The sequence below is a fragment of the Hymenobacter gummosus genome, assembly GCF_003970915.1.
Classification (GTDB): domain Bacteria; phylum Bacteroidota; class Bacteroidia; order Cytophagales; family Hymenobacteraceae; genus Solirubrum; species Solirubrum gummosum.
Genome location: NZ_RXOF01000005.1, coordinates 179,597 through 192,343, shown reverse-complemented (window position 1 = coordinate 192,343; position 12,747 = coordinate 179,597). Strand labels below are relative to the sequence as shown.

The 12,747-nt window shown below is 63.0% G+C and carries 7 protein-coding genes; 3 read left to right on the top strand and 4 right to left on the bottom strand.

Annotated elements, in window-relative coordinates:
* Positions 1-3: 3 nt before the first annotated feature.
* The 3 genes from gatC to EJV47_RS10805 all read right to left on the bottom strand — a co-directional run bounded on the left by gatC (position 4) and on the right by EJV47_RS10805 (position 1,849).
* Positions 4-291: an Asp-tRNA(Asn)/Glu-tRNA(Gln) amidotransferase subunit GatC gene (gene gatC, locus EJV47_RS10815; protein WP_126693170.1), complete on the bottom strand. Its 288-nt coding sequence runs from the start codon at positions 289-291 to the stop codon at positions 4-6.
* A gap of 38 nt (positions 292-329) precedes the next feature.
* Positions 330-1,139 carry a lysophospholipid acyltransferase family protein gene (locus tag EJV47_RS10810; protein ID WP_243651109.1) on the bottom strand — a complete coding sequence of 270 codons (810 nt, stop codon included), beginning with the start codon at positions 1,137-1,139 and terminating at the stop codon, positions 330-332.
* Between the two features lie 146 nt (positions 1,140-1,285).
* The gene (locus EJV47_RS10805; protein ID WP_126693169.1) at positions 1,286-1,849 is read right to left on the bottom strand and encodes an NUDIX domain-containing protein; all 564 of its coding nucleotides are present in this window, start codon (positions 1,847-1,849) and stop codon (positions 1,286-1,288) included.
* A gap of 695 nt (positions 1,850-2,544) precedes the next feature.
* Between EJV47_RS10805 and EJV47_RS10800 the strand changes: the two genes are divergently transcribed.
* The 3 genes from EJV47_RS10800 (at position 2,545) to EJV47_RS10790 (ending at position 12,050) form a co-directional block, all read left to right on the top strand.
* Complete coding sequence (locus EJV47_RS10800; RefSeq protein ID WP_207895877.1) at positions 2,545-10,947, top strand: right-handed parallel beta-helix repeat-containing protein; 8,403 nt, start codon at positions 2,545-2,547, stop codon at positions 10,945-10,947.
* A 155-nt stretch (positions 10,948-11,102) separates the two neighbouring features.
* Entirely contained in the window at positions 11,103-11,351 is a 249-nt protein-coding gene (locus EJV47_RS10795) for a hypothetical protein (RefSeq protein ID WP_126693167.1), read from the top strand.
* Between the two features lie 123 nt (positions 11,352-11,474).
* Complete coding sequence (locus EJV47_RS10790) at positions 11,475-12,050, top strand: ribonuclease HII (RefSeq protein ID WP_126693166.1); 576 nt, start codon at positions 11,475-11,477, stop codon at positions 12,048-12,050.
* A 170-nt stretch (positions 12,051-12,220) separates the two neighbouring features.
* Here EJV47_RS10790 and EJV47_RS10785 read toward each other — a convergent pair whose 3' ends face one another.
* On the bottom strand, positions 12,221-12,676 hold the full coding sequence (locus EJV47_RS10785; protein ID WP_126693165.1) for a response regulator: 456 nt from the start codon (positions 12,674-12,676) through the stop codon (positions 12,221-12,223).
* Positions 12,677-12,747 lie beyond the last annotated feature (71 nt).

Below are 12,747 nucleotides of genomic sequence, written 5' to 3'. Positions count from 1 at the left end.
GCGCTACTCCAGAACTTTCGGTACGCGGAAGTAATCCGAATCCTTGCGCGGGGCGTTTTTCAGGCCCTCGGCGTGACTCACGGAGTTGCGGGGCTCGTCGGGGCGCAGCACGTTCAGCTCGCGCGAGAGGTGCACCAGCGGCTCCACGTGGCTGGTGTCGAGGGCGTTGAGCTGGTCTACCCAGTTCAGGATTTCGTTGAGGTCGGCCAGCATCTTTTGCTCGTTGCCCTCATTGAATTCAAGGCGCGAAAGGTGGGCCAGCTGGCGTAGGGTATTCAGGTCGGTGCTCACAAGGAAGCCGGAAATAATGGTTCGGGGAGAAAGTAACGTCAGGAAGCGGCCGGCACGTTCACCGGCGGTGCGGTTTGGGGGCGCAGCGTGCTCGGGCCAGGGATGCCCGCCGCCGTCGGGTCGAATTCGCCGGCAATAATACGGCCCACGCGCTCCTTGAGCGCCGGAATGTCGGCCGCCGTGAGGCCGGCAGTCGGAATGGCCTCGTGCAGCACGATGCGCAGCTTGGAAAAGCGCACGCGCAGGCCCTTCACGTCGGGCATGAAACGGTGGTTGTGCGTCATGGTGACGGGCACCAGTGGCACGCCCGCCGCCACGGCCAGCTGAAAGGGGCCGTCCTTGAAGGGCAGCAGCTCCTCGCCGGGCTTGGGGGCAATGGCGCCTTCGGGAAAGATAATGAGGGAGCGGCCGGCCGCCAGCGTCTGCCGGGCCTGCACCAGGGAGCGGCCCCGCGCCACGGCGTTGCCCCGGTCGACGGTGATGTAGACCCGGCCGAAGATGGGCCCCCAGAGCGGCGTCTTGGCCAGGGAGCTTTTGCCCATGATGTTCAGGTGGCCCGGAATGGCCTTGAACAGCAACGGAATGTCGATGTAGGAGCTGTGGTTGGGCACGTACACCACCGGCGCCGGGGGCCGGGGGCCGCGCCACTCCACCCGCACCGGCACGCCCCACATCCGAATAAAGAGGATGGACCACCAGCGGTTCAGCGCGTGCAGGTGGCGGTGCCAGCGCGGCTGCCGCGACAACAGTACCTGCAGCGGGTAGGTCACGACGAACGGCATCACGAACCAGAACGTGGCCCAGGTGGTGTAGAGGCGGTGACCAAGGTAAGTAAGCAGCCGGCGCATAGACGAAGTGACACGTAACACGTGCCGCATGACACGTGGTGGGGCACGAGAACGTCCGGCAAAAATACGTTGCTGCCGCTAACCGGGCGCACCGGCCACAGTACAGCCCTGTCACCTGTCACCTGTCACCTGTCACCTGTCACCTGTCACCTGTTACTCAGGATCAGGGAGGCTTTGAGCAGACCGGCCACGCTGATGGCATCGGTAATGCGGTTGGCCATGACCATCTGCACGGCTTCGGCCAGGGGCAGCTTCCAGAGGTGCAGCTCCTCGGTTTCTTCGTGCTCGGTTTCGCCCTGCTCCAGATCCTCGGCCAGGAATACGAAGCCTTCCTCGTCGGTGACGGAATTGGAAGTGTGCAGGCGGGCAATGTTGGTCCAGCGGCGGGCCTGCAGGCCGGTTTCCTCCCGCAGCTCCCGCTGCGCCGACTCTAAGATGTCTAACTCGACGGGGCCGCCGCCCATTGGAATTTCCCAGCAGTACTCATCGAGCGGGTAGCGGTACTGGCCCACCAGCCAGGTATTGCCCTCGGCGTCGACGGGCACGATACCCAGAGCCTTGTTTTTCATGCTCACGACTCCGTAGATGCCGCGGCCGCCCCGCGGATTGATAACCTGGTCTTCGCGCACGCTGATCCAGGGATTCTGGTACTTAACCTCGGTGCTTATGACTTGCCAAGGATTGTGCGACTCGTCGGGGAAGGGCTGCATGATTCAGTGAATACGGTATAGGCCGCAGGCAAAGCTACTATCACAGATTTAGCAAAACATATATGATTATCTATATAATTACTAGACTTGCTGTCGGTCGTATATTTGGAAAGTGTCTGAAGAGGTGCGAATAATCCAAAGTCTGATTCGGGTTGTTCGGCTGAGTACGCTTGGTATTATTACTTAGCTGTAATTTGCTAATCAGTAAATTATCTACGAATTTTGTGGCCCAAATACAAAATGGTAGTGGGATAGTTTAAGGTTTATGTTGTTTTTGTCCTAAGCCTGATTAGAGGTGAAGCCTTTCCCATACTGGGAAAGGCCAAGCGGAGCTCTATCTACCAAGACAAGTGCACCATTCAGCTAGTAAGTCCGCTCATTGGTCGAAAACCGGTGGGGCTTTGCAAGGCCTCAAATAATTTTGAAAGCGCCTAATACCCGCTAGGCTGGTAGCAGCCCGAACCCAACCAGACTTTCATCCATCCATCAAACATACTTTCATGAGAACAACCTTACGACTTGCAGTGCTGCTGCTGGCCTGGGGGATGCTCGGAGCGACGGCTGCGCAAGCGCAGCTAGCCTTGCCTGACATCTACAAAGACAGGTTGACCGACGACTTGAGGGCGCTGGTTCCCTCCCTGAATCAAGCCCCCACACCCACGGGTGTGGGCGCCCGGCCGTTGGCTAACCCCGTAGTGACGGACATCACTTCGACGACTGTAGTACCGCTCAACAGCGGTGGTACCGGCTTGACGCCCGGCTTGTCGGGTACCGACTCAGACGGTAATCTGTCGGGTTTCCGCTTGTCGACGCTACCGCCGGCCTCGCAAGGCACGCTGTACATTGCCAACAGCTCCATCAGCGCTTACGAAGTCGCTCAAATCAACGTCAACTACAGCGCGGCCCGGGCTCAATACCTGGCTTTTGCGTCGACGGCCAACGCTACGGTGGGCGCTACTTCGTTTACGTTTCGGGCTTACGACGCTACCAACGGCTTCTCCAACACGGCCACTTACACCTTCCAAGTGGGTGGCCCTTCGTCGGTTGACGTACTGAGCGACATGGTTTCTAACGGCGCTGGTCCGGTCGTGCTAACACCTTATCTGCAGGGCTACAGCGCCGGCACGGTAACGGGCTACGTTATCAAGTCGATTCCGAACACGAGCACGCAAGGTACCCTGGCCCTAAACGGCACACCCGTTACGGTGAACCAGGTGATTTCCCCCAACGACTTGCCCAACCTGACCTTCGACCCGGTTGCTACGGCCTTCGGGGCCGTTGAGTTTACCTACGTTGCGCAGGACAACACCGGCACGGAAGTAGCCGCCAATACATACTCCATCCCCGTGGCGAAAAGCGGCTGCGCGGATGCCAATACGGCCAATTTTCGGGCTCGGACCACTGGGGAAGACTGGAAAACCAGCCGGACGCTGACGGTAGAAGGCCTAAATATTACTTCTACCTACAGCTCGTCGGTGGCAGCCGGTGAAACTACTTTCTCCATTGCGGAGTCGTTCAACAACAAGGTCCTCACGCTGACCACCGACTACACCACCAACGCGGCCACGACCAACAACGCCGTGGCTACGTTCGCGTTGAGCCGGGCGGTGACGGGCTTCTCATTTGCCATCAACGATATCGACAAGCTGGTTGGTGCCTCGAATGGCAGCGGTTGGGAAGACATTGTACGCATTGACGGCCGGCGGCCCGATAACACCATCTACACGCTGACAGCTGCCGATATCGATCTGGGTACCAACAACGTAAATACGTTCAGCGGCAACAACACCATCACGGGTACGGCCAACAGCGGTGGCCTGCTGAGCAATGTAGTTATTACGTTCCCGGTTGCCATCAACCAAGTGGTAGTTACCTACCGCAACGGTCAGACCTCGCAGCCCAACCCTGGTAGCCAGATCATCAGCTTCACTTCGTTTGCCTGGTGCGCCACCGCCGATGTTACCACGGCGCTGACGGCCCCGGCTACGTTGCTGGCGGGTGTGCCCTCGGGCAACTACAGCGTATCGTACACCAACAACGGCCCGGACGCGGCCAACGACGTGACGCGCACGGTTAGCGTTCAAGCCAACGTAGCTTCGGCCGTATCGGCCCCGGGCGGAACGGTGACCGGCTCGCAGGCCGGTGGCTGGACCATTACCTACCCCGCCGCAACCGACTTGCCCTCTGGCACCGCGGTTTCCTACAACTTTACCTTGACGCCGCTGCCGGTGAGCAGCATCACCGTCACAAGCAATACGACCACCAGCACGGGCCAGGGCACGGACACGGCGCCAAACACGGCTTCGACGACGACGACGGTAACGCCGGTAGCCGATGTGTACGCGCAGTTCACCGCGCCGGCCGCGGCCACCACTACGGCTACGGCCGGAACCACCGTCAACTATACGGTGCAGTTTGGCAACAACGGTCCCTCACCGGCGGCTGGGGTAACGCGGGTGGTGAGCATTCCGGCTGGCGTGCCGAGCGTAACGCAAACCGGCGGCACGCTGAGCGGCAACCAGACTTCCGGCTGGACAATTACCTACACTGGGGGAACCATTGCCTCGGGTAACGCCGACAGCTACAGCTTCAGCATCGTGGCGCCGGCCAGCGGCTCGCCCGTATTGACGGCTACTACGACCACTACCACCAATCAGAACGGTGTGACCAGCAACGACTCGCAGACGCGGACGCTGGACGTGACGCCCGTCGTGCTGAGCGGTAACATCTTCGACGACGTAAACTACGGCGGCGGGGCCGGCCGCGACTATGCGGCGGCCAATACGGCGGCGCAGGCTTCGGGCTTTGCCAGCGGCGCCATCCTGCGCGCTAACGCCCGGGTAGAACTTTACGACGCCAGTGGCATCTTCGTAGCCGCTACCACGAGTGCCGCCAACGGCAGCTACTCGTTTAACGTGCCTTCGGCCGCCAACTACACCGTGCGCGTGGTCAACTCCACGGTAACCTCGGTGCGGGCGCTGAACAGCGGCTTCACGGCTGCCAACACCACGGCGGTGCAAACCTTCGTGTACAATGACGTGAACCGCGTGGGTGGCGAAACCCCGTCGCGTATCGACGCTGCGGCCAATACTACCAACGCCAACCTCGCAACGCTGACGGCCGGCTCGGGCCAGACGGCTACCACTGCCCAGTCCATCAAGCTGGTGACGGTACCGGCTGCGGGCCTCACTGGGGTTGACTTCGGCTTCAATTTCGACGTCATTACCAATACCAACGACGCGGGCCAAGGCTCGCTGCGGCAGTTCATCAACAACAGCAACGCGTTGTCGAACACCAATCTGGCTCAGAACGGACAAACGGCGGGCCGCGAGGTGTCGATTTTTATGATTCCGAACGGGGCCGCCACGGGTGCTCCGGCCGGTCTGCGCAATGGCCTGACTTCGGGCCTGACCAACGGGGTGGCCTCGATTTCGCCGGCTTCGGTACTGCCGGACCTGGAAGACGCCAATACCTCGATTGACGGCACGCTGCAAACCACCAACATTCAGAATTCCAACACCGGGACGCTGGGCAGCGGCGGCAACGTAGGCACGGCTGGTACGGCCTTAGCTACGGTGAACCAGCCGGAAGTACAGATTCTGGGCTCGACGGCCCGCGCCATCGGCCTGGACGTGAGCAGCACCGCCACCGGGACGCTGATTCGCGGACTGGCCATTGCTGGCTTCGGCAACGCGACCAACAATAACGCCAACGCCAACATCCGGGTAACGGCCAGCAACGTCACCATCACCGGCAACGTGATTGGCGGTACGGCCGACAACTTCTCGACGGCGCAGGTAAGCAACGCCGATAACATCCGCATCACCGGCGGCACGGGCATTCAGATTACCAACAACCTGATTGGTTTTGCCAACGGGTACGGCGTGCGCGTGAACACCAGTACGTCGGCCACCATCAGCGGCAACGAAATCAGCGGCAACGGGCGCTCGAACAACCTGGACGGCATCAACGTAGTCGGCGGCAACGTGGCCATCAGCAACAACCTCATCACCGGCCACAACGGCAACGGCATTGAACTGGCCGTCGACGGTGACGGGGCTGCTGTCAGCGGCAACACCATCAGCGGCAACGGGGTAGGCACCGGCGCAACGTCGGGCATCCGCATTGCGGCCGACAACGCCACCATCAGCAGCAACGTGATTACCGGCAACTACGGGGCGGGTATCCGGAGCCTTAACGGGGCCGACAACAACACGTTCAGCCAGAACTCCATCTACAGCAACGGCAACGTAGCCAACAACGCCGGCTCGACGGTCAGCGGCCAGATCGGCATTGATTTGCTGTCGAGCGCCCAGACCTCGGGCGGCAACCAGAACAACGGCGTGGCGCCTTACGTGACGCTGAATGATAATGGCGACGGTGACTCGGGGGCCAACGGCCTGACCAACATGCCGATCATCCAGACGGCGACGGTGCGCAACGGCGTGCTGTACGTGGCGGGCTTCACCAAGCCTGGGGCTACCGTGGAATTCTTCGTGGCCGAGCCGAACCCGGCTTCGAGCAACGCCACCGGCGCCAACTTCGGCCAGGGCCGCACTTTCCTGTTCAGCCGCGTGGAAGGCGTCAACGGCAGTGACCTAGATGGATCGACGGGCTCGTACAGCGGCAACATCAACGGCTTTGCGCAGGGCACGGAAACCAACCAGAACCGCTTCACCTTTGCCGTAGCACTCTCGTCGCTGACGGCGGCGCAGCAAACCGCGCTGTCGACGGCGGGCGTGCTGATTACCTCGACGGCTACGCTGAGCGCCGTGGGTACCTCGGAATTCTCGGGCAACGCGCCGGTGCTGCAGGCTCCGGTGGCCACCAACGACTTCACCACGACGGCCCCGAACACGCCGGTGACGCTGACGGTAACCACCAACGACCAGAACAACATCGACCCGGCTACGGTGAACCTGAACGGCCAGGGCGCCGGCAGCACCACGGCCGTGGCCGTCACGGGCGGTACGTTCCAGTTTACCAGCGCCGGCCAGGTGCTGTTCACGCCGACGACGGGCTTCACCGGCATTGCCACGGTGCCCTACACGGTAAACAACACCTCGGGCGTAAGCTCCAACACGGCGTTCATCTCCGTGGAAGTGAAGGCGCCGAACATTGATCTGGCAACGAGCTTCACCTCGCCCGCCAACAACTCGACGGCCGGTGCCTCGCAGACCTACTCGGTGCGCGCGGCCAACAACTCCTCGGTAGCGGTGAATGACGTGGTGCAGACGCTGCAGCTGCCCGCCGGCCTGACCACGGGTGGCGGTACGGTATCGGTAACGGGCGGTGCCTACACTAGCAACACGACGCTCTACAACAACACGACCGGCGTACTGAGCATCCCGGTAGGCACGATGGCGGCCAACACCAACGTCACCTACAACGTGGCCGTGTCGAACATGCCCGGCAGCGGTCCGGTAACGGCTACGGCTACCATCGGCGGTACCGGCACCGAAACCAACACGACCAACAACGTGGTCACGCTCACCTTGAACGTGTCGCCCCGCTACGACGTGGCTACCACCATCAGCGGCCCGGCAACGGCCGTGGTGCGGGGCAACGAAGTAACCTACACCGTGACGACCAGCAACCTGAGCAGCACCAGCGGCTCGGTGTCGCCCGCGCCGAACGTGATTCAGGTAGTACAGCTGCCGACCGGCCTGACGGGCGTATTCGCCTCCAACGGCGGTACCTACAACTCGGGCAACGGCCGGGTGACCTTCCCGGCCATCGGCAGCCTGCCGGTGGGCCAGACGGTGGTCAACTCCATCAGCTTCGCGGCTCCGTCGGCCAACTTCGGTATTCCGACGGCAGTAGTAACGGCGGGCGCCAGCAGCGACAACGCCGGCGACCTGGCTACCGGTAACAACTCGGCCAACCTGAACGGCCTGGCTACCGGTACGCAGGTAGGCACGGTAGCCGGCACCGCCGCCGTCAACGTGTACACCACCGTGACGCCGTCGGCCAGCACCGTAGCCCCCGGCGCCCCGGTAACGCTGACCGTGACGGCCAGCAACGCCGGCCCGAACACGGCTAACGCGGTAACGGAAACGCTGCTGCTGCCCACCGGCCTGACCGGCGTGAGCGTGTCCAACGGCGGCAGCTACGACATCAATACCGGTCTGGTGACCTTCACCTCGTTTGGCAACCTGGCTTCGGCCGGCAGCGCCAGCGCTACGGTGACCTTCAATGCTCCGGCGCAGGGCGTGGTGCTGGCTACGGCCACCGTCGCCACGACTTCGGCCGACATCCTGCCCGCCGACAACCTGGCCCAGGTGAAGGTGGAAGTAAGCAGCGTAGCCGACCTGGCTACCACGCTGGCCGGCCCGACCACGGTTAGCACCGGCCAATTGGTAACCTACACCGTGACGACCAGCAACAGCGGCGAAGCCCCGGCTACGGGCGTGGTGCAGCGCGTGAGCCTGCCCGCCGGCCTGAGCGGCGTGCAGGTGTCCAACGGTGGCAGCTACGACATCAATACCGGCATCGTGACCTTCAACATCTCTAACCTGATGGTGAAAGGTGCTTCGCAGGTCAACACCATCACTTACGAAGTGCCAGTGGGTGCCCGCAGCTTCACGGCTTCGGCCAGCGTGAGCAGCAACACCCCCGAAACGACCCTGACCAACAACACAGCCGCGGTGGCCACCACCGTACAGGCCGTGGGCGACATCGTGGTGGCCTTGAGTGGTCCGACCAGCGCCCCGGTAGGCAGTGCCGTGACCTTCTCGGTATCGACGCGCAACGCCGGCCCGGCCGCGGCTACCAACGTGGTGCCCACGCTCCAACTGCCGGCCGGCCTAGGGGCCAACGCCGTGACGGTAACGGGTGGTGGCTCGTACGACAACACCACCGGTCTGGTAACCTTTGGCACGACCAGCTTCTTGGCCAGCGGCAGCTCCCTCACGAGCACGGCCACGCTGACTATGCCCGACGTAGCCAGCCTGAACGCAGTGGCCCGCGCCACGGCGGGCAGCGTGGAGTCGAACTACGACAACAACGTAGCCACGACCAGCATCAGCGGCAGCACCGCCCCCACCTCGACGGTGGATCTGCGGACCAGCATTGTGTCCTCGCTGCCAAACGTGAACCCGAACTCCAGCCTCATCATCGCCGCCAACTACACCAACAACGGCCCGGTAACGGCCAATAACGTAGTGGTTTCGCTGGCGCTGCCGGCGGGGCTGCAGGCCTTCGGGACGGTGACGGTAAGCGGCGGTACGGGTGGTAGCTACAACATTGCCACCGGCCTGGTAACCTGGAACCCCATTGCCAGCCTGGCTTCGGGCGCTTCGCTGCCCACCAACGCTTACTCGGTGTCCTTCACCGCGCCGAACAGCGGCACGGTTCAAGCCACCTCGTTTGTCCGCTCGGACAACGGGGACAGCAACCCGGCCAACAACTCGGCGCCCTTGGAAGTACCGATTGACGTACGGGCCGACGTGGCCACGAGCGTAAGCGGTCCGGCCACCACGCAGCCGGGCGCCACGGTAACCTACGCCGTGATGACCCTGAACAACGGGCCGACCCCGGCTTCGTCGACGCAGACGGTGACCATCCCGGCTGGAGCTACCAACATCACGTACTCGGGGGCCAGCGGGCCGGTTAGCGTCGCCAACGGCACGACGACCATCACCTTCCCGGCCATCAGCAACCAGACGGTGGGGGCCAGCGGGGAAGTGACCAACTACGTGACCTTCTCGGCGCCGAGCACCAACTACACGGTGACGGCCAACGTGACGCCCACCAACTCGTTCGGGGAAGTGAGCGGCAACAACTCGGCCTCTACGCCGACGACCATCAACCGCGCGCCGGTAGCCTACAACGTGGTAAACAACCTGCAGACCCCGCAGGCTACCACGGCTGGGCCGCTGCTCATCTCGCCGCTGCTGGCTACCGATGCGGATGCCTCGACCACGCTGACCTACACCATTACCTCGTTGCCGGCTTCGGCGGCTGGTACCCTGTACCTGGGCCCGGGCACCGGCTCGCCCATCACCAACGGCCAGACGCTGACCGCCGCCCAGATTAACACCCTGCGCTTCGACCCGGCCAACGGCTTTATCGGCAACGCCTTCTTCACCTACACGGCTACCGATAACGCCAGTGCCCCGGCTACCTCGAACACGGCCATCTACACCATTGCCGTGGGCCAGGATGTCAACTCGGTGTACACGGCGGCGCCGACCCGCGGCGGTCTGCTGGCTGATGCCTACCGCAACAACGACCTGATTGCCAGTGTGCTCGACGCCAATGCGGCCCGTTACAACAGCAGCGGGCAGATGTACACCGTCGGCGGGACCAACAACGGTACGCTGGTGGGCTCCGACAACGGGGTGCGCTCGGCCACGACGGATGCGGCCGGCACCACCCTGCTCAACACGCTCGGGCTGACGCTGAACGCCACCAACGGGGAAATCCGGGTGACGAACGTGAACAACCTGAACCTGCGCGCCGGCAGCTACACGCTGAACGTAACGACGGTAGACGCCAACGGCGGCACGAACACCCAGGTGGTGGCCTTCACCATCGGCTTCGGCCCGCTGCCGGTGGAGCTGGTTGACTTCGCGGCCAAGGCGCAGAACACCGCCGCCCTGCTGACCTGGCGCACCGCTCAGGAGAAAAACAACAGCCACTTCGAGGTTGAGCGCTCCATCGACGGGGTGAACTTCGTGAAGGTAGGCCGCGTGGCCGGCCACGGCACCTCCACCACGGCGCACCAGTACAGCTTCACCGATGCCGAGGCGGCCCGCCAGGCTAGCACGGTGTACTACCGCCTGCAGCAGGTGGACCTGGACGGCACCACGACCACCACGGACACCCGCGCCGTGCGCTTCGACAAGCAGGCTGGCCTGGAGTTGGCCCTGTACCCGAACCCGGCCGTGGAAACGCTGAACGTGCGCCTGCTGGGCGCCACCGACGCCAGCTCCGTGCTGATCTACAACACGGCCGGCAGCCTGGTGCTGAAAGGCCAGTTGGCTGGTTCGCTTGCCACGTCGCTCGACGTGCGGGCGCTGCCGGCCGGAACGTACCTAGTGAAGGTGCAGGGCGCCAACGGCCTGAACCTGACCCGCCGCTTCGTGAAAAACTAGGGTGGATGGAACCCGCGAACGGCAACGGCCGCTGTCCCGAAAGGGGCAGCGGCTTTTTTTTGGCCGGCCGTAACATAGAGTTAACTTGATATCCACTAAAGCCGTAACTTCCAATAAGCTGGTCGCTAACCTTCCGGCCAGCCATCTGCACCGTTATGGCCAATTCGCAAAAAAACTCCGCCAACCAAAACACCTCTAATCCCGGCGACCCGCTGTTCAACCTGAAACACGCCCAAGCCGAAGCCGAACTGCAGCAACAAACCGGGGGCCTCGGCCCTCTGACCAACGAATACATCAGCACCGACGAAGACGGGGAGCTGGACGAAGGCCCGCGCGACAGCCAGGGCCTGCGCCGCGGCGAATCGCCCGACAACATTATCGGCAGCACTGCCGGCAAACATTAGGCAGCCTCCTTTCTTGCCTACTTGGGCAACCGCCCGTCCTGGCTTCAGACGCCACGGCGGGCGGTTGTTTTTTGCCCCGGCCGCGGCGTAGCTGCCCCGCCGTGGCTAGCTTTGCGGCCGATTATGCTGCCCGTTTCCCTTACCCACCAGCCGCTCGAAGCCGGCCTCGACGAAGCCGGCCGCGGCTGCCTGGCCGGACCGGTGTTTGCCGCCGCCGTGGTGCTGCCGCCCGATTTTGTAGCCCCCGGTCTCACCGATTCCAAGCTGCTCAGCCCCAAGCGGCGCGAGCAGCTGCGCGACGTGATTTGCCGCAACGCCGTAGCCTGGGCTGTGGCCGAAGCTTCGCCCGAGGAAATTGCCAGCATCAACATCGCCCAGGCCAGCTACCTGGCCATGCACCGTGCCGTGGCCGCCCTGGGCCTGCAGCCCACCCACCTCGCCGTCGACGGCAACCGGTTCCGGGCTTACCCGGGCATCCAGCACAGCTGCATCGTGAAGGGCGACGCGAAGTTTCTCAACATCGCCGCCGCCTCGGTACTGGCCAAAACCTTCCGCGACGAGCGGATGGGCCAGCTGGCGGCCGAGTTTCCGCACTATGGCTGGCAGCAGAATGCCGGTTACCCCACCAGCCAGCACCGCGAAGCCATTCGCGCCCACGGCCCCACCGTGCACCACCGCATGGGCTTCCGGCTCCTCTAGGGCGGTGAGATAGTGAAATGGTGAGTTTGACGGCCTGACGACCCGAAATACGAAACGGCCCCGGCAACTAGTGTTGCCGGGGCCGTTTCGTGTTGGTAAAAGCAATAAGTAGAGCAAGGGAGCTGCGTAAACGTCAAACTCACCCGCTCACCATCTCACTATTTCACCAGCTACCGCTGCGCTTCCTTGAGCTGCAGCAAATCCAGGAACAGGCTGAAGCCGTCGACGGTGGAGCCGCCCTCGCCGAACTTATCGAAGTTCAGGGGCTTGATGATGTAGCCGCTCACGGCCAGGTCGCGGGCTTTGAGGCGGTCGGTATCGAGGTCGGAGGTGGTCATGATGAACACGTTCAGACCCACGAACTCGGGGTCGGAGCGCAGCACTTCCAGCAGCTCCAGGCCGTTCATGCGCGGCATGTTGATGTCGAGCATCACCACGCTGGGCTTGGGAATCTGGTCCCGGTCGCCCTCCCCGCGCAGCAGGGCCAGGGCCTCGCGGCCATTGCGGGCCACGTACAGCGGCACGGTGATGTTGTGCTTGCGCAGCTCGCGCTGCACGTTCATAATATCCATCTGGTCGTCTTCGACGAGCAGAATGCTGGCGGGGTTTGGTGAGTCGGTTGACATAGCGGGCAAGGGTGAGGGGCCGGCGCATGCAAGGGGTGGCGGAGTGCCGGCCTGCCCATATTACGCAAATA

Bases quoted from the DNA above. Each gene is read 5' to 3' on its own strand.
- EJV47_RS10790 (WP_126693166.1), top strand. From the start codon at position 11,475: ATGCTGCCCGTTTCCCTTACCCACCAGCCGCTCGAAGCCGGCCTCGAC.
- EJV47_RS10810 (WP_243651109.1), bottom strand. From the start codon at position 1,139: ATGCGCCGGCTGCTTACTTACCTTGGTCACCGCCTCTACACCACCTGG.
- EJV47_RS10785 (WP_126693165.1), bottom strand. From the start codon at position 12,676: ATGTCAACCGACTCACCAAACCCCGCCAGCATTCTGCTCGTCGAAGAC.
- EJV47_RS10805 (WP_126693169.1), bottom strand. From the start codon at position 1,849: ATGCAGCCCTTCCCCGACGAGTCGCACAATCCTTGGCAAGTCATAAGC.
- EJV47_RS10795 (WP_126693167.1), top strand. From the start codon at position 11,103: ATGGCCAATTCGCAAAAAAACTCCGCCAACCAAAACACCTCTAATCCC.